This is a genomic window from Stenotrophomonas maltophilia group sp. vghtpe118 (assembly GCF_052605195.1).
Map to the genome: position 1 here is coordinate 2,793,791 of NZ_CP199672.1, position 16,497 is coordinate 2,810,287.

A 16,497-nucleotide genomic window follows, 5' to 3' on the forward strand; every position below is an offset into this window, starting at 1 on the left:
GCAAAAACAAAGGCGCCTTTCGGCGCCTTTGTTGTCAAACCACTGCAGCCTTGTTTCAGCCCTTGGCGACGGTGGCCACGGCCTTGGCGACGTATTCCAGGTTGTTCTGGTTCAGCGCGGCCACGCAGATGCGGCCGGTGCCGACGGCGTAAATGCCGAACTCGTCGCGCAGGCGTTCGACCTGCTCACGGCTCAGGCCCGAGTAGGAGAACATGCCGGCCTGTTCGTTGATGAAGCCGAACTGCGGCGCACCGGCAGCGGCCAGCTTTTCGACCAGGCCCTGGCGCAGGGCGTGGATGCGCTCGCGCATCTCGGTCAGCTCCTGCTCCCACATCGCGCGCAGTTCCGGATTGGTCAGCACGCCGGCCACCAGCGCAGCACCGTGGGTGGACGGGCTGGAGTAGATGGTGCGGATCACGCGCTTGACCTGCGACTGCACGGCCTTGGCGTCAGCAGCGGTCGGCGCCACCATCGACAACGCACCCACGCGCTCGCCATACAGCGAGAACGACTTGGAGTACGAGTTGGCGACGATGAAGCTGTCGATGCCGGCTTCGGCGATGATGCGCACGGCGGCGCCATCCTGCTCGATGCCCTTGTCGAAGCCCTGGTAGGCCATGTCGATGAAGGGGAACAGCTGCTTGTCCTTCAGCAGCTGCGCGACCTGCTTCCACTGGCTGACCGTGAGGTCGGCACCGGTGGGGTTGTGGCAGCAGGCGTGCAGCAGCACTACGGTGCCGGCTTCCAGCTTGCCGAGGTCGGCCAGCATGCCGTTGAAGTCGACGCCATGGCTGGCCGGGTCGAAATAGGTGTAATCCAGCACCTCGAAACCGGCCGCGCTGAATACCGCACGGTGGTTCTCCCAGCTCGGGTTGCTCAGCGCCACGGTGGCGTGCGGCAGCAGCTTCTTCAGCACGTCGGCGCCGACGCGCAGCGCACCGCTGCCACCGACGGTCTGTGCGGTGGTGACGCAGCCGGCGGCCAGCAGCGGCGAGTCCTTGCCGAACACCAGCTCTCGCGTGGCCTGCGTGTATGCCGGCAGGCCATCGATCGGCAGGTAGCCGCGCGGTTTGGCGTCAGCGGCAAGCTGCTGCTCGATCTGCTTGACGGCGCGCAGCAGCGGGATGCGGCCGCTCTCGTCGTAGTAGATGCCCACACCCAGGTTGACCTTGGTCGGGCGGCTGTCGGCGTTGTACGCCTCGGTCAGGCCCAGGATCGGGTCGCCTGGGACCAGTTCCACGTTTGCAAAGAAGGACACGGCGGTACTCGTTCGGTAGACGGAAAGGGGGAGGAAGTGCGCTACGCGGTCTGCGGCCTTGCAGCCGGAAACAGCCCATCGTAACAAAGCCTGCCGGGGCTGGCCGCCGCCATCGTCATGCGTGGCCCCGTACCATGGCGTGCGTTGCCGCCTGATCCATCAACCTGAATCATGAATCCCGCCGCACGTCGCCATTGCCTGCCGTTGTCCATCCTGCTGCTGTCGCCCTGGGCGGCCGTGGCCGGGCCCGCGCCGACCGCCCTGCCCAGCGTGCAGGTGCAGGCCGCACGCGTGCCCGGCATCGACCCGTTCGCGCTGCCGGCCAGCCAGGACACGGTCTGGATCGACGCCGCGCGTCCCGGCGCCGGCGCACAGCTGTCCGAGGCGCTGGCCGGGGTCCCGGGCCTGGTCGCCCGTGACCGCCAGAACTTCGCGCAGGACACCCAGCTGTCGATCCGTGGCTTTGGTGCGCGCTCGACCTTCGGTGTGCGTGGGGTGCGGGTGTTGATCGACGGGGTGCCGGCGACCATGCCCGACGGACAGGGCCAGCTGTCGCATGCCAGCCTGCTCGGTGCCGAACGGATCGACGTGCTGCGCGGACCGTTCTCGGCGCTGTACGGCAATTCCTCCGGCGGCGTGCTGCAGGTCTGGAGCGCACAGGGCCAGGCCGGCGACCCGTGGCGGTTGCGCGTGAACGCGGGTGCCGACAACACGCTCAGCGTCGGCGCGCAACTGAAGGGTGCCGGCCGTGTTCTGGATTACAACATCGCCGCCAATCACTTCCGCACTGAGGGCTGGCGCGACCACAGCCGTGCCCGCCGCGAATCGCTCGCTGCGCGTATCGGTGGCGATCTCGGCGGGGGGCGGCTGGAGCTGCTGCTCAATGCCTTCGATGCCCCCGATGCGCAGGACCCGCTGGGCCTGAGCCGTACCCAGGTGGCGGCCGATCCGCGCCAGGCCACCGCCGTGGCGCACCAGTACAACACCCGCAAATCGGTGCGCCAGCAGCAGGCCGGCCTGCGCTGGACCCGTGAAACCGGGGCGCAGCGCTGGCAGCTGATGGGCTATGCCGGCCAGCGCGCGGTACGCCAGTACCTGCCGATCCCGCCGGCAGCTCAGACCAACAGCCCGTTGCATGCCGGCGGGGTGATCGACCTGGAGGGCGGCTATGGCGGGCTGGACGCGCGCTGGGGCTGGCACGGCGACCTCGCCGGCCGACCGCTGGATCTGGTGGCCGGGCTCAGCGCCGACCGCCAGCGCCAGCATCGCACCGGCTACGAGAACTTCATCGGCAGCGCTCTCGGCGTGCGTGGGCGGCTGCGCAGAGACCAGATCGACACCGTGCAGAACGTCGATCAGTTCGCCCAGGCGTGGTGGCAGTGGAGTCCACGCTGGTCATTGCTGGCTGGCGTGCGTCGCAGCGCCGTGCGCTTCGAATCCGACGATCGTTACATCACCGCCCGCAACCCGGACGACAGCGGCCACCGCCGCTACCAGGCCACCACGCCGGTGGCCGGGATCAGCTTCGAGGCCAGCCCGCAGTGGCGACTGCACGCGGCGGTGGGCCGTGGCTTCGAGACGCCCACCTTCAACGAGCTGGGGTATCGCGCCGACGGCCAGGCGGGACTGGCGCTGGATCTGGCGGCGGCGCGCAGCCGCAGCCTGGAGGTGGGCAGCAAATGGCATGCACAGGACGGAACCCAGCTCGATATCAGCCTGTTCCGCGCAGATACCGACGATGAGTTGGCAGTTGCCAGCAACATCGGCGGACGCAGCACCTATCGCAACATCGGCCGCACCCGCCGCCAGGGCGTGGAACTGCGCTACCGGCAGCCGTTGGCAGAGCAGTTGGAACTGCAGGTGGCCTGGACCTGGCTGCAGGCGCAGGTGCGTGCGCCGTACCTGACCTCGAACACCTGGGTTTCCGCCGGCAGCCGCCTGCCCGGGGTACCGCGCCAGCAGGCGTTTGCCCGGCTGCAGTGGACCCCGGCCGACTGGCAGTGGGCGCTGGAGGCCGCCGCCAGCACCGATACCCTGGTCAACGACGTGGCCACGGAGCGGGCGCCGGGCTACGCGTTGCTGAACCTGGAGGCCGGTCGTTTCTGGACACTGCCAGGTGGCGAGCTGCGCGCCTTCGCCCGGCTGGAGAACGTGCTGGACCAGGCCTACATCGGCTCGGTGATCGTCAACGACGGCAACGGGCGCTTCTACGAACCGGGACCGGGACGGCGAGCCAACGTCGGCCTGCAATGGTCGTGGCGCTGAAAGGGGTAGTGCCGGCCGCTGGCCGGCATCGCGCCGTGCACGACGTCAGGAGGTTGCCGGCCAGCGGCCGGCACTACCCGTAAATCGGGGGCCCTGGCCGGCATCGCGCCGCGCAGGGCGTCAGGGGGTTGCCGGCCAGGGGCCGGCACTACCCGTCAGTCGGGCGCCTTGGCTGGTACGAACGGCGAGGTCGGGTCGCTGGCCGGGAAGGTCTCCTCCAGCGCCTCGTCCTGGTTGTCGCTGGCGCGCTGCTTGCGTTCGCGACGCTTGAGCGGGCTTTCCTGGCCGCCGCGATGGCGGTCGCCGCCATCCTTGCGGTCCTGGGCGGCCTGTTCAGCCTCGTGCTTCACCGGCAGATGGTCGCCACCGTGCTCGGCGTCGTAGAAAGGTGCGCCGGTGCCGCGGTAGTCGGCATTGTCGGCATCGCGCTTGCCGCGCTGTTCACCGGGAATGGGCGGGTGGTTTTCCCGCAACGGGTCTCGGGAATTCTCTCGGCTCATGGTCTGGCTACCTGCGCTCGGGGCTCCCACTACACCGCGCCACAGGTAAAGCCGCCGCGAACCCGGCGTCATGAACATCTCGCTCACCCCCCGGTAACGGCACCGCGCGTATTCCTGCCCACCCGCCCCCGCTGCAGGAGCCGGTCATGCCCCGTCTTGAACGACCCGCACCGTCCGTGTTCAACGCCCTGCTCGATCCGCTCGGCCAGCGCACCGCACAACGCCGCACGCGCCGCCATGAAGATCCGCAGGCGGTGGCGCAGGACTACCTGCAGTACATGCTCAGCGACTACGAAGAGCGTCGCGGGCAGAACCACCGCAACTGGCGCGATCTATGCCCGGTCTATGCCTTCGCATTGACCACCCACGCTGCGGACTGGCCGCGCGGTGACGCCGCGGATACCTGTGAGGAACTGGCCGAACACTGGGAACAGATGCGCGGGCAGTCGCGGTTGAGCTGGTCGCAGGCACGGCCGGTGGTGGAAGACGCTTGGCGCGCGCTGGATCATATTCCTGCGGTGGCGGTGAGGCCGTTGCTGCAGTAGTGCCGGCCGCTGGCCGGCAACCCCAGGAAACTTCAGGCCGCGAGCTCTGCCGGCCCGCAGCCGGCACTGCCGTTCTCCGTAGAACCCACGTGCACGGTATCGACACGGGTGGTTTACACCGCCCATCCGAAGCTGGATGCCCTGCCCCGCCAAAGGTACGCCCATGGCCCGCCCGATCTGGACCGGCACGCTGTCGTTTGGCCTGCTCAACGTGCCGGTGTCGCTGATGTCAGGCGAACGCAAGGTCGATCTGCAGTTCCGCATGCTCGACTCCCGCGACCGCAAGCCGATCCGCTTCGAGCGGGTCAACGCCGATACCGGCGAGGAAGTGCCATGGAAGGACATCGTCAAAGCCTATGAGTACGACAAGGGCAGCTATGTCGTGCTGGAGGAAGGCGATATCCGGTCTGCGGCGCCGGAAAGCCACGAAGCGGTGGAGGTGGAATCGTTCGTGGATGCCGCGCAGATCGACCCGCGCTACTACGAGAAACCCTACCTGCTGGTGCCCGGCAAGAAGGCCGAAAAGGGCTACGTACTGCTGCGCGAGACATTGCGCAGTACCGGCAAGGTGGGCATCGCCCGGGTGGTGGTGCGTACCCGCGAATACCTGTGCGCGGTGATGCCGCATGCGGACGCGCTGGTGCTGATGATCCTGCGCTATCCGCAGGAACTGGTGGATCCCGAAGATTACAAACTGCCCACCGGAAAGCTCGCCGATTACCGCATCAGCAGCAGGGAAACGGCGATGGCCGAGCAGTTGATCGAGTCGATGTCCGGTGATTGGGATCCGTCGCAGTACCACGACGAATTCCGCGAGCGCCTGCAGCAGGTGCTGAACAAGCGCATCAAGTCCAAGGGCGGTACCACACGGGTGGAGGATGAACCTGCACCGCGTGAGGACGCCAGCACCAACGTGGTCGATTTCATGGCACTGCTGCAGAAGAGCCTGGATGCGAACAAGCGTACGCCGGCGAAGAAGACGGCAACGCGGAAAGCAGCCACCAAGCCGACGGTAAAGAAAGCCGCAAAGAAGGCAACGAAGAAGGCCGCAAAGAAAACCGCTGCACGGCGTAAGGCAGGTTGAGCCATGTCGTTGCACCAGTACCGGCGAAAGCGCCGGCTTGGCGGTGGCCTCGGGCAGACACCGGAACCTGACGACACACCCGGACACGGCAACCCGAAGCGGCGGCCGATCTTTGTCATACAGCTGCACCATGCCACTTCGCGGCACTATGACTTCCGCCTTGAGATGGACGGTGTGCTGAAAAGCTGGGCGGTGCCGAAGGGTCCTTCGCTTCGCGCTGGTGACAAGCGGCTGGCCGTGGAAGTGGAAGACCATCCGCTGTTCTACGCCGGCTTCGAAGGAGATATTCCCGAAGGCCACTATGGCGCTGGCCACGTCGAGGTCTTCGATCACGGCACATGGGCCTGCGAAGGCGATCCACTGCAGGCACTGGCAGCGGGAAAGATCGACTTCGTGCTGCATGGGCAACGCCTGGCTGGCGGCTGGAAGCTGGTGCGCACAGCGATGAAGGGACGCCAGGTACAGTGGTTGTTGATCAAACGCGACGACGAGGAAGCGCGAGATGCCGAAGCAGATGATCTGCTCCAATCCCCCATGCCGAAACGCACATCCGCAGTGAGCAAGCGCACGGTGGGCAAGTCAACGCGCGCCGCACCGGCTGCACGATCGGCGACCCGCAAGGCCGATGCGCGTTGGCATGCGCGAGCGCTGAACCTGGATGGCGCTCGTGACACGCCCTACCCGCGCGCCTTCAAGCCACAGTTGACCGATCATCGCGACAGTGCACCGGACGGCGAGCGCTGGTTGCATGAGATCAAGTGGGATGGCTATCGCCTGCTGGCCGATCTGCACGAAGGCAAGGTGACGCTGCGCTCCCGCAACGGCCTGGATTGGACCGGTGATTTCCCCGAGGTGGTACAGGCCGTGCAGGCACTGCCGGTGCGGGATGCGCGCCTGGACGGCGAGCTGGTGGTGCTGGACAAGCAGGGGCGCAGCGACTTCGCCGCGCTGCAGCGTGTGATCGACGGGAGTTCGAAGCAACCGTTGCGCTACATCGTGTTCGATCTGCCGGGTGTGGCCGGCGTGGACATCAGTCGTTCACCGCTGCTGGAGCGCAAGGCGCTGCTGAAGGATCTCATCGGACCCACGCCCGGAACCCTGGCCTTCAGCGAGCACGTGATCGACCATGGCCCGCAGGTATTCGATGCCAGCGGGAAGGCGGGATTCGAAGGCATCGTCAGCAAGCAGGTGGATGCGCCCTACGTGAACACCCGTGCACGCAGCTGGGTGAAGGTGAAGCATGAAGACACCGACGAGTTCGCGATTGTCGGCTACACGGCACCGAAGGGCCCCCGGGTAGGGTTCGGCTCGCTGCTTCTCGCCACGCCGGACAACGGCGGATTGCGCTATGTGGGGCGGGTCGGCACCGGCTTCGACGACGAGAGCCTGCGCGCGCTGCACAAGGCGCTGCAGCCGTTGGCGGTGAAGACGCCTGTGCTGCAGCTGCCGGCGCATGTGCCGTTCCGCGCCGCCAGCGTTCGCTGGGTGAAGCCGGTGACGGTGGCGGAAGTGGCCTTCCGTGGCTGGGGCAAGGAAGGCCTGCTGCGCCAGGCCAGTTTCAAGCGGCTGCGCATCGACAAGCAGAAGGAGGACCTGGGAGTGGCCATATCGAGTGCTGAAGCCGGGGGCGAGGTCCAGATAACCCATCCGGAGCGGGTGGTGTTCCCAAGGCAGAAGCTCAGCAAGGGCGACGTGGCGGACTACTACCAGCGCATGGCGCGCTGGATTCTGCCCGAAATTGCCGGGCGGCCCTTGTCACTGCTGCGCTGCCCGGATGGCGTGGGCAAGGACTGCTTCTTCCAGAAGCACCATGGCCCCGGCCTGGGGGATGCCGTGCACGCGGTGCCCCTGCAGCAGAAGAGCGGCCGCGAGGACTACGTCTACATCGACGATGTGCGGGGCCTGCTGCAACTGGTGCAGATGAACACACTGGAGCTGCATCCGTGGGGCGCGACCGTGGCCGATCCCGAGCACCCGGATCGCCTGGTGTTCGATCTCGATCCCGGTGAAGGGGTGGGCTGGGCGGAGGTGAAAGCCGCTGCGCGTGATGTCCGTGACCACCTGCAGGAAGTCGGCCTGAAGAGTTTCGTGCGGCTGTCCGGTGGCAAGGGCGTGCATGTGGTGGTGCCGCTGCGGCCCAAGGCCGACTGGGAACAGGCCAAGGCGTTCTGTGAGGCGTTCGCCCGGGCGATGGCGCAACGGGCGCCCGACCGCTACGTGGCCACAATGAGCAAGGCCAAGCGTGGTGGCGTCATTTTCATCGACTGGCTGCGCAATACGCGGGGTGCCACCAGTGTGTGCTCGTGGTCGTTGCGTGCGCGCGATTCCGCCGGTGTGGCAGTACCGCTGCGCTGGGATGAACTGGCTCGTATCAGTGCCGCCGACGCATTTTCGATGGGCAAGGCGCTGGCGCGCGCGAAGCGCCTGAAGGCGGACCCTTGGCACGGCATCGCGCGGCTGAAGCAGACGTTGCCGCGCATGGACCTGTAGAGCCGAGCCTATGCTCGGCTGCCTGTGCCGATGTGCATGAAAGCCGAGCACGGGCTCGGCTCTACAGGGGCGGCATCACCTTGGATCGCGCGAGGGACGACGGCCGAACCACCAGCCGGCCAGCAGTTGCAACGGCAGCGACGCCAGCAGTGAAATGACGAACCACAACGGGAAATCCGCACCCGCCGTCCACATGGCGTAGCCACAGCCCAGCGCGACCAGCGACCAGATCGAGAAGCCGTGCGATCGCGGCCAGCAGGGCGCGTAATAGGTGGCAAAAGAAACCCCGGCGATGCCACCGAGCACGCTGAAGGTGAGATCCCAGCCCAGCTGCACGCTGTTGTTGTCCGGCGACAGGCCCAGCAACGGTGGCAGCCAGCTGGCGACGCTGCTGACCAGCGCAAGCGACAGCACGCCGCCGATCAGGGCGACGATGGACAGGAACAGGGTCTTGAGCAGGGCGGGCATGCGCGCATTGTACGGCGGCCACAGAGTGCCCGCGTTGCCGGCCAGCGGCCGGCACTACCGATGAATCGGCATGGCCGCCGCGTCCGTGGGAGAGGGGGACGGAGCGACGGCGGCCATGCACAGGCGGTCAGGCAGCGAAGTCGAGCACCACGCGGCCTTCGATGGTGCCCGCATGCATGCGCGCGAACACGTCGTTGATGTTTTCCAGGCGGTCGGTGCTGACCGTGGCCGCGACCTTGCCCTCGGCGGCGAACTGCAGCGATTCCTGCAGGTCCAGGCGGGTACCGACGATCGAGCCGCGCACGGTGATGCCGTTGAGCACCATGCCGAAGATGTCCAGCGGGAAGTTGCCGGGCGGCAGGCCATTGAGCGAGACAGTGCCGCCACGGCGCACCATGCCCAGCGCCTGCTCGAACGCCTTCGGTGACACTGCGGTGACCAGTGCACCGTGGGCGCCGCCGATTTCCTTCCTGAGGAACGCGGCCGGGTCGGTGGTGCGCGCGTTGACGGTGACCTGCGCGCCCAGCTGGCGGGCCAGTGCCAGCTTGGTGTCGTCCACGTCCACCGCGGCCACGTTCAGGCCCATCGCGCGGGCGTACTGCACGGCCATGTGGCCCAGGCCACCGATGCCGGAAATCGCCACCCAGTCACCGGGCTTGGTGTCGGTGACCTTCAGTCCCTTGTAGACGGTCACGCCGGCGCACAGCACTGGCGCGATCTCGACGAAGCCCACGTCCTTCGGAAGCAGGCCGACATAGTTGGCATCGGCCAGTGCGTAGTCGGCGAAGCCGCCGTTGACCGAGTAGCCGGTGTTGCGCTGCGTCTCGCACAGCGTTTCCCAGCCACCCAGGCAGTGTTCGCAATGACCACACGCCGAGTACAACCAGGGGATGCCGACCCTGTCGCCTTCCTTGACGTGCCCTACCCCGCCTCCCACGGCCACGACGTGCCCCACGCCCTCGTGGCCGGGGATGAACGGCGGGTTCGGTTTCACCGGCCAGTCGCCCTCGGCGGCGTGCAGGTCGGTGTGGCAGACGCCACAAGCCTCGATCTTGACCAGTACCTCGCCCGCCCCCGGGCGCGGTACCGAGACTTCCTCGATCACCAGTGGCTTGCCGAACTCACGCACGACAGCGGCCTTCATGGTGGAATTCATGTTCGGATCTCCGTAGTGCGCTTGCCCACAGAATGACGCCGGCGCGAGACCGGCGCTTTGATCACGATCAAACCTTTGAAGATCCGCGAAGCAGGTTCAGCTGGCCAGCACCGAGGCCTCGCGGGCCAGGCGCTCGATGGCGTCCCAGTCGCGGGTCTGCAGCAGCGCCGGGGTGGTCAGCCACGAACCGCCCACGCACAGCACGTTGGGCAGGTGCAGGAACTGCGGCGCGGTCTGCGCGCTGATGCCGCCGGTCGGGCAGAAGCGCACATCGGCGAACGGGCCGTGCCAGGCGGCCAGCAGCGCGGCGCCGCCGGCCTGCACGGCCGGGAAGAACTTGAAGGTGTCCGCGCCGTGCTCCAGGCCCTGGATCAGGTCCGAAGCGGTGGCAGCACCGGGCAGGTACGGCAGGTCGGCATCACGCGCGGCCGCATACAGTGCCGGCGTGGCACCGGGGGAAACGGCAAAACGCGCACCGGCCTGCTTCGCCGCCTGCATCTGCGCGGCGTTGAGTACGGTGCCGGCACCGATCACCGCGTCCGGCACGGCCTCGACCATGGCCTTGATCGCATCCAGCGCCTGCGGCGTGCGCAGGGTCACCTCGATCACCGGCAGCCCGCCACGGAACAGCGCCTGGGCCACTTCGACCGCTTCATTCACATCTTCGGGGGTGTACACCGGGATCACCGGTGCCAGCTTCAACAGCGCGCGCAGGCGCGGATCAGCGCTGGACATCGTCTTGCTCCTTGCCCGCCAGGGCATCGCGGATGCTGCCGGTGCCGGCAGCGCAGCGGCGCATGATGCCATGCGGATCGCGACGGTGCCCTGCTCCGCACCGCGCCGGATTCAGGCCGGGTCGGCCTGCAGCGCCTGGATGCGGCGCTGGTACCAGTCGCCACCGAGCGGATCGAACACCGCCGAGCGCTCCATCTGCGCCTCGTACACGTGTACCGAGATCGCCAGTGCCTCATCGCTGGCATTGCGCAGGGTGTGGTACTCATGCGGGGGGATCAGGCTGCCGGCACTGCCGCAGCCCCCGCGCAGCGCGGCGTGGCGGCGGAAGCGCCAGCGCTCGCCGGCGCACTCCAGCAGCTCGTAGCGGGTGATCTCCAGCTCGCCCAACCACACGCCCTCCACACACCACATGGCATCGTGGTCGTGCAGCGGCGTGCCCTGCCCTGGGCCCCAGCTCATGGCAATTACGCTGTAGCCGTGTTCGCGGCTGTGGTACAGCGGACGTCGCGCGTAATGATCGCAGACCGGCCGATGCACGCATTCGGGCAACTCGATGCGGCTGTCGGTTATGGCTTCCTGCAGCGCCAGCTGCAGGTCGGTCGTGATGCGCTCGGGATCACCGGAGCTCATCGCCGCGTCGACTGCGGCGATCAACCGGTCGCGGCCGCGGAATGGCGGAAACGGAGAAGTCTGCAGGTCCATGCCTCGAATGTAGCGGAGCATGGTTAAGGGAATGTTGGCGTTCGCGCGCGTCGCGTCCACATTCAAGGTGAATACGCGCGGAAGAACGATTCAGATGCAGACGCAGTATAGCGATCACAATGGAACCTTGCGCAGCAGAATCTGTCGAACACGACACGATTAAGATCCGCTGCGACATTCCGCAACTTCGCGCCCGACGGGCGCAAGGCTAGAATTCTCCGACTTACCTGGTTCTATACATGTCAGTGCGAACTATTAGCGATGCCGCGTTGCCGGCATCGAAGGGCAAGGCTGCCACGATCAACGACATCGCACGACTGTCGGGAGTTTCCAAGAAAACGGTTTCAAGAATCATCAACAACTCGCCGCTGGTGCGCAAGGACACCCGCGACAAGGTCGAGGCGTTGATGCGCGAGGTCGGTTACGTGCCCGATCCTCTCGCGCGCGGGCTGGCATTCCGCCGCTCCTTCCTGATCGGCCTGGTGTATGACGACCCGGGTGCCCAATGCATTGTCGACCTGCAGCACGGCGCGCTGGACGCGCTGCGCGGCACTGGCTATGAGCTGGTGGTGCACCCCTGCGACAGCCAGGATCCGGAATGCCCGCAGGGCGTGCGCCGTTTCGTGCAGCAGCAGAAGCTGCACGGCGTGATCCTGGGGCCGCGTGCGTCCGAATCGGCTGCGCTGGCGCAGATGCTCGATGACATCGACTGTCGCTACGTGCGCATCAACGCGCATGCCTCGGAGGATGAGAACCATGCCGTGGTCACCCATGACCGCGATGGTGCTGCCGCTGCGGCGGGCTACCTGCTTTCGCTTGGCCACCGCGACATTGCGGTGATCGCCGGACCGGGTGACCGGCGTGCCGCGCGCGAACGGACGCATGGTTTCCTTGATCGGCTGGCGCAGGTCGGCCTGACCCTGCCCGGCGAGCGCGTGCTGGAAGCGGGCGACACCTTCGAGTCCGGCGTGCATGCCGCCGAACGGCTGCTGATGGGCGAGCAACGCCCCAGTGCGATTTTCGCCGGCAACGACGAAATCGCCGCAGGCGTGTACCAGGTGGCATTGCGTGCAGGCATCGCGGTGCCGCAGCAGTTGTCGATCGTCAGCTACGACGACAGCCCGCTGGCATCGCGGCTGTGGCCGCCGCTGACGTCGGTGCGGCGCCACGTTTCCGACATCGGCCGCACCGCCGCCGCCATGCTGGTCCAGGCCGACGTGCCCGACGCACCGACCGCGGCCAGCGTGCATCCGCAGTTGATGGTGCGCGGTTCCTGCCGGGCCGTGGATGGCTGAGTGTCCTGCCCTCGCCTGCGCCGCTGCAGTGGCGCAGGCAGGCAACAACGAAAGCGGCGCACCCAGGTGCGCCGTTTTCAGTGCAAAGCCGTGCGCGTTGTGTGCTTACACGTCGCCGCCGTCGGCCCAGCCTTCGCCGGTGCCCTTCTGGAACACGCGGTCGTCGCCCTGCACTTCACCGGCCGGCAGATGCGCCTGGTTGGCCAGTGCCGCGTAGATCGGGGTGAAGTCCGGCGAGGTCGCCTGCATGAGCTGTTCGAAGCTGTCGATGACGAAGTAGGTCTTCTGGAAGGTGTCGATGCGGTACTTCGTGCGCATGATCCGCTGCAGGTCGAAGCCGATGCGGTTGGGCGCGGCCGATTCCAGCGAGTACAGCGACTCGCCCTTCGACGACACAATGCCGGCACCGTAGATGCGCAGGCCCTCGGGCGTGTCGATCAGGCCGAACTCCACGGTGTACCAGTACAGGCGGGTCAGGTTCTGCAGCGCATCCGGACCGATCGCATGCGCTTTGACGCCGCCGCGGCCGTACGCCTCCATGTAGTCGGCGAACACCGGGTTCATCAGCAGCGGCACGTGGCCGAACAGATCGTGGAACAGGTCCGGTTCGGCGATGTAGTCGATCTGGTCCGGGCGGCGGATCCACCAGGTCACCGGAAAACGGCGGTTGGCCAGATGGTCGAAGAAATCCAGTTCCGGCAACAGGCCTTCAACCCCGACCAGGGTCCAGCCGGTGGCCGCGCCGAGCACTTCGTTGAGTTGGTCGAAGCGCGGAATCATGTGTGCGCTCATGCCCATTTCGTCCTGCGCATCCAGGAACTCCTGGCAGGCACGGCCGACCAGCAGCTCGCGCTGGCGCTGGTACAGCGTGCTCCAGGTTGCGTGGTCGTCGGCGCTGTAGGTGTCCCATGGCTGCTCGACGAGCGCGGTGGTATACACCGGCACGTAGCCCTTGTCGGTCTGCTGGTGTTCGACGCGGCGGGGCTGGGCGAGGTCCATGCGGCACTCCTGGATGGGATACCCACGATGCTAGGGCAGGGGACGCGCAACAGGGTTGCAAAAGTTGCGCCGATTGGCCTTGTTGGCGCAATATCCTTGCGTACTCACCATGTTGCGGGGCAACAATGGCCGGAGAAGTCCAGTTCGATCGCACGGATATACGCCTGCTGGCCGAAATCCAGCGGGATGGGCGCGCCACCAACGCCGAACTGGCGGCGCGGGTGAATCTCTCGCCTTCGGCCTGCCTGCGGCGGTTGCAGCGGCTGGAAAGCGAGGGCGTAATCGTCGGCTATGGCGCGCGGCTGGAGCCACGGCAGCTGCGGCTGGGCCTGCAGGCCTTCGTGCGCGTGCAGCTGGAAAAGCACGACCAGGCCGCCATCGGCCACTTCGTGGACAGCGTGCAGGCGTGGGACGAGGTGGTGGCCTGCCACGCGCTGACCGGCGACATGGACTACCTGCTGCACGTGTACGTGCGCGACCTGGAGCACTTCTCGCGCTTCCTGCTGGACCGGCTGCTCAATGCCGGTGGCGTGGCCGATGCCAATTCCAGCTTCGTGCTGCGCACGGTGAAGGGCTTCCAGGCGTTGCCGCTGTCGCAGCTGGAGTCCTGAGCGACCACCGGGCGGGCCCGGTGGCCTGGCTTCAATGGATCAGCACTTGTCCTTGCGGCCCATCAGCTTGCCCAGGCGCGAGGCTTCCTCGCACTTCGGCGCGGCCACCGGTGCCGGTGCGGCTGCTGCGGCGCGCGCGCGCTGCAGCTGCTGGATCTTCGCGCGGATCTGCGGCATCGCTGCCATCGCGGCCTTTTCGCCTTCCAGGATCGCGGTGCCACGCTGGCTGAAATCGGCGGCACCGATGTCCAGCACCTTCGGGCGGATGACGATGTCGGCGCGCGCCAGTTCCTGCTCGCCCAGGCGCTGGCCCATGATCGAGATGGACTGGTTGACGATGCCCAGCATGTCGGTCGGCGCCTTGCCGCTGGCCTTGCTGGAGATGTCGACGGCGATCACGAAGTCGGCACCGAGCTGGCGGGCAGCGTCCACCGGTACCGGGCTGACCACGCCACCGTCGATGTAGTTGCGGCCGCCGATCTTCACCGGCTCGAACACACCGGGGATGCTGCTCGACGCGCGCACGGCCTGGCCGACATTGCCGCGCACGAAGATTGCGCGCTCGCCGGTTTCCAGCTGGGTGGCGACGGCGGCGAACGGCTTTTTCAGGCGCTCGGCAGGACGGTTGGCAACCTGTTCGTTGACGTAGTCCTGCAGCTTCTGGCCCTGCACCAGGCCACCGGAGAACAGGCGCACATCGCGGATGCTGGCTTCATCAAGCGCCACGGCCCTGCTCTGCATCTGGAAGGCATCCATGCCGCTGGCATACAGGGCGCCGACCACGCTGCCGGCGCTGGTGCCGGCGACCACGGCCGGCTCGAAGCCGTTGGCCTCCAGCATCTTGATCACGCCGATATGGGCAAAGCCTTTGGCCGCGCCGCCGCCCAGGGCGATGCCGATCTTCACCGGCTTGGCCTGTGGGACCACGGTCGGCGCCGGCGGCGGCGTGGGGCGGACCGGGTCGCCACCGCAGCCGGCCAGCAGGCCGATCAGGGCGACAGACAGCAGCATGCGGGGGCGGAACAGGCTCATCGGCAGTGCGCGCACGGCGCCGGATTCAGGAAAGGGCGCCAGCATACCGAAGCTGCGGCGGGGCGGGCAGGGTGGGGAAATATCGCCCATTCATAAAGGTAGTGCCGGCCGTTGGCCGGCAACCATAGGGGAAACCTGGCAACGGTCCATGGGGCTGCCGGCCCGCGGCCGGCACTACCGGGATGCGCGCCAAGGTCCATGAGGCTGCCGGCCAGCGGCCAGCGGCCGGCACGACCGGAGGCGGTCAGAAGCGGTTATCGCCATCCAGCATCCGGCCCAGGCCGCCCAGCACCGAGCCTTCGCCGCGGTTCTGGCCGCCGCCCTGCGGTGCGGCCATCCACATGCGGCCGGCCAGGCGTGAGAACGGCAGCGACTGCAGCCAGACCTTGCCGGGGCCGGTCAACGTGGCCAGGAACACCCCTTCGCCGCCGAACAGCATGCTCTTGATGCCGGCCACCCGACGCACGTCCATGTCCACCGTCGGGTGGTAGGCCACCACGCAGCCGGTATCCACGTCCAGGCGCTCGCCGGCGGCCAGCTCGCGCTCCACCACGCAGCCGCCAGCGTGGATGAACACCCAGCCGTCGCCCTCCAGTTTCTGCATGATGAAACCCTCGCCCCCGAACAGGCCGGTCATGATCTTGCGCTGGAACTGCACGCCGATCTGCACGCCGCGTGCACCGGCCAGGAAACTGTCCTTCTGGCAGATCAGGCGGCCGCCGTGCTGGTCCAGTTTCATCGCCAGCACCGTGCCGGGGTAGGGCGCAGCGAAGGCGACCTTGCCCTTGCCATGGCCGCTCTGGGTGTAGACGGTGGCGAACAGGCTTTCGCCGGTCAGTACGCGCTTGCCGGCAGCCATCACCTTGCCCATGAAGCCGCCGCCCTGGTCGCCATTGGCGGCGCCGAACACGGTATCCATCTGCACCGTGGCGTCCTTGAACATCAACGCGCCGGCCTCGGCAATGGCGCTCTCACCGGGATCAAGCTCGATTTCCACGAACTGCATCTCATGGCCGACGATGCGGAATTCGATGTCGTCGGCGCGGCCGCTGGCGGTGGCGGGGACCGGGGGTGGGGTGTGGGGCATGCCCGGGGCTGCGGATTGCAGTTCGGGCACTTCGGCAATCGAGGTCCATCCGCTCATGCCCTGGCACCAGGCCAGCGCGCGCGGGTTGGCCTGCGCGTAGCGGCGCGCGGCCGGGTCATCGAGCGGTCCGATTCGGTCGGCCTGGGCCGAGGCATGGAAGTACCACTGGGTCATTGCGGCGGCTCCGCGGCGCTGGAAAACCCCGAGTCTAGCGAGCGCCCCGGGGGGCAGGGCGACGGGGCCATGAACGGCCGGCATTTGCGGGGCAGG

At 67.3% G+C, this 16,497-nt stretch carries 15 protein-coding genes; 6 read left to right on the plus strand and 9 right to left on the minus strand.

Features of this window, described 5'->3' with window-relative positions; translation table 11 throughout:
* Positions 1-55 precede the first annotated feature (55 nt).
* Entirely contained in the window at positions 56-1,258 is a 1,203-nt protein-coding gene (locus tag ACUDTM_RS12735) for an amino acid aminotransferase (RefSeq protein ID WP_252745266.1), read from the minus strand.
* Positions 1,259-1,429: 171 nt separating this feature from the next.
* On the opposite strand from ACUDTM_RS12735, the gene ACUDTM_RS12740 reads away from it, so the two are divergent.
* Complete coding sequence (locus ACUDTM_RS12740) at positions 1,430-3,523, plus strand: TonB-dependent receptor family protein (RefSeq protein WP_252745267.1); 2,094 nt, start codon at positions 1,430-1,432, stop codon at positions 3,521-3,523.
* 155 nt (positions 3,524-3,678) lie between these two features.
* On the opposite strand, the gene ACUDTM_RS12745 is transcribed toward ACUDTM_RS12740, so the two are convergent.
* Positions 3,679-4,023, minus strand: coding sequence for a hypothetical protein (locus ACUDTM_RS12745; RefSeq protein WP_053496719.1), 345 nt, complete (start codon positions 4,021-4,023; stop codon positions 3,679-3,681).
* A 146-nt stretch (positions 4,024-4,169) separates the two neighbouring features.
* On the opposite strand from ACUDTM_RS12745, the gene ACUDTM_RS12750 reads away from it, so the two are divergent.
* The 3 genes from ACUDTM_RS12750 to ligD all read left to right on the plus strand — a co-directional run bounded on the left by ACUDTM_RS12750 (position 4,170) and on the right by ligD (position 8,142).
* Positions 4,170-4,568, plus strand: a complete 399-nt coding sequence (locus ACUDTM_RS12750; protein ID WP_049413394.1) for a hypothetical protein — start codon at positions 4,170-4,172, stop codon at positions 4,566-4,568.
* A gap of 163 nt (positions 4,569-4,731) precedes the next feature.
* Positions 4,732-5,652 carry a non-homologous end joining protein Ku gene (ku, locus tag ACUDTM_RS12755; protein WP_111178698.1) on the plus strand — a complete coding sequence of 307 codons (921 nt, stop codon included), beginning with the start codon at positions 4,732-4,734 and terminating at the stop codon, positions 5,650-5,652.
* 3 nt (positions 5,653-5,655) lie between these two features.
* Positions 5,656-8,142 (plus strand): DNA ligase D, encoded by a 2,487-nt coding sequence (gene ligD / locus ACUDTM_RS12760; protein WP_445391347.1) that lies wholly within the window; start codon positions 5,656-5,658, stop codon positions 8,140-8,142.
* A gap of 75 nt (positions 8,143-8,217) precedes the next feature.
* Here ligD and ACUDTM_RS12765 read toward each other — a convergent pair whose 3' ends face one another.
* The 4 genes from ACUDTM_RS12765 to ACUDTM_RS12780 all read right to left on the minus strand — a co-directional run bounded on the left by ACUDTM_RS12765 (position 8,218) and on the right by ACUDTM_RS12780 (position 11,203).
* On the minus strand, positions 8,218-8,610 hold the full coding sequence (locus ACUDTM_RS12765; protein ID WP_252744734.1) for a hypothetical protein: 393 nt from the start codon (positions 8,608-8,610) through the stop codon (positions 8,218-8,220).
* A 127-nt stretch (positions 8,611-8,737) separates the two neighbouring features.
* On the minus strand, positions 8,738-9,766 hold the full coding sequence (gene adhP, locus ACUDTM_RS12770; protein WP_088497217.1) for an alcohol dehydrogenase AdhP: 1,029 nt from the start codon (positions 9,764-9,766) through the stop codon (positions 8,738-8,740).
* Positions 9,767-9,862: 96 nt separating this feature from the next.
* Positions 9,863-10,501: a bifunctional 4-hydroxy-2-oxoglutarate aldolase/2-dehydro-3-deoxy-phosphogluconate aldolase gene (eda, locus tag ACUDTM_RS12775; protein WP_065186797.1), complete on the minus strand. Its 639-nt coding sequence runs from the start codon at positions 10,499-10,501 to the stop codon at positions 9,863-9,865.
* Positions 10,502-10,612: 111 nt separating this feature from the next.
* Entirely contained in the window at positions 10,613-11,203 is a 591-nt protein-coding gene (locus tag ACUDTM_RS12780) for a cysteine dioxygenase (protein ID WP_445391348.1), read from the minus strand.
* 239 nt (positions 11,204-11,442) lie between these two features.
* Between ACUDTM_RS12780 and ACUDTM_RS12785 the strand changes: the two genes are divergently transcribed.
* Positions 11,443-12,498: a LacI family DNA-binding transcriptional regulator gene (locus ACUDTM_RS12785; protein ID WP_111178762.1), complete on the plus strand. Its 1,056-nt coding sequence runs from the start codon at positions 11,443-11,445 to the stop codon at positions 12,496-12,498.
* Between the two features lie 105 nt (positions 12,499-12,603).
* Here ACUDTM_RS12785 and phhA read toward each other — a convergent pair whose 3' ends face one another.
* Positions 12,604-13,497: a phenylalanine 4-monooxygenase gene (phhA, locus tag ACUDTM_RS12790; protein ID WP_053496712.1), complete on the minus strand. Its 894-nt coding sequence runs from the start codon at positions 13,495-13,497 to the stop codon at positions 12,604-12,606.
* 125 nt (positions 13,498-13,622) lie between these two features.
* Between phhA and ACUDTM_RS12795 the strand changes: the two genes are divergently transcribed.
* Complete coding sequence (locus ACUDTM_RS12795; protein WP_005411782.1) at positions 13,623-14,108, plus strand: Lrp/AsnC family transcriptional regulator; 486 nt, start codon at positions 13,623-13,625, stop codon at positions 14,106-14,108.
* 39 nt (positions 14,109-14,147) lie between these two features.
* On the opposite strand, the gene ACUDTM_RS12800 is transcribed toward ACUDTM_RS12795, so the two are convergent.
* Positions 14,148-15,140, minus strand: a complete 993-nt coding sequence (locus ACUDTM_RS12800) for a patatin-like phospholipase family protein (protein ID WP_111201599.1) — start codon at positions 15,138-15,140, stop codon at positions 14,148-14,150.
* 244 nt (positions 15,141-15,384) lie between these two features.
* A complete protein-coding gene (locus ACUDTM_RS12805; RefSeq protein WP_072167426.1) occupies positions 15,385-16,401 on the minus strand; it encodes a TIGR00266 family protein in 1,017 nt (338 codons plus the stop codon).
* Positions 16,402-16,497: the final 96 nt, after the last annotated feature.

Coding starts and splice junctions, on each gene's coding strand:
- ACUDTM_RS12740 (WP_252745267.1), top strand. CDS start 1,430: ATGAATCCCGCCGCACGTCGCCATTGCCTGCCGTTGTCCATCCTGCTG.
- ACUDTM_RS12745 (WP_053496719.1), bottom strand. CDS start 4,023: ATGAGCCGAGAGAATTCCCGAGACCCGTTGCGGGAAAACCACCCGCCC.
- ACUDTM_RS12750 (WP_049413394.1), top strand. CDS start 4,170: ATGCCCCGTCTTGAACGACCCGCACCGTCCGTGTTCAACGCCCTGCTC.
- ku (WP_111178698.1), top strand. CDS start 4,732: ATGGCCCGCCCGATCTGGACCGGCACGCTGTCGTTTGGCCTGCTCAAC.
- ligD (WP_445391347.1), top strand. CDS start 5,656: ATGTCGTTGCACCAGTACCGGCGAAAGCGCCGGCTTGGCGGTGGCCTC.
- ACUDTM_RS12765 (WP_252744734.1), bottom strand. CDS start 8,610: ATGCCCGCCCTGCTCAAGACCCTGTTCCTGTCCATCGTCGCCCTGATC.
- adhP (WP_088497217.1), bottom strand. CDS start 9,766: ATGAATTCCACCATGAAGGCCGCTGTCGTGCGTGAGTTCGGCAAGCCA.
- eda (WP_065186797.1), bottom strand. CDS start 10,501: ATGTCCAGCGCTGATCCGCGCCTGCGCGCGCTGTTGAAGCTGGCACCG.
- ACUDTM_RS12780 (WP_445391348.1), bottom strand. CDS start 11,203: ATGGACCTGCAGACTTCTCCGTTTCCGCCATTCCGCGGCCGCGACCGG.
- ACUDTM_RS12785 (WP_111178762.1), top strand. CDS start 11,443: ATGTCAGTGCGAACTATTAGCGATGCCGCGTTGCCGGCATCGAAGGGC.
- phhA (WP_053496712.1), bottom strand. CDS start 13,497: ATGGACCTCGCCCAGCCCCGCCGCGTCGAACACCAGCAGACCGACAAG.
- ACUDTM_RS12795 (WP_005411782.1), top strand. CDS start 13,623: ATGGCCGGAGAAGTCCAGTTCGATCGCACGGATATACGCCTGCTGGCC.
- ACUDTM_RS12800 (WP_111201599.1), bottom strand. CDS start 15,140: ATGAGCCTGTTCCGCCCCCGCATGCTGCTGTCTGTCGCCCTGATCGGC.
- ACUDTM_RS12805 (WP_072167426.1), bottom strand. CDS start 16,401: ATGACCCAGTGGTACTTCCATGCCTCGGCCCAGGCCGACCGAATCGGA.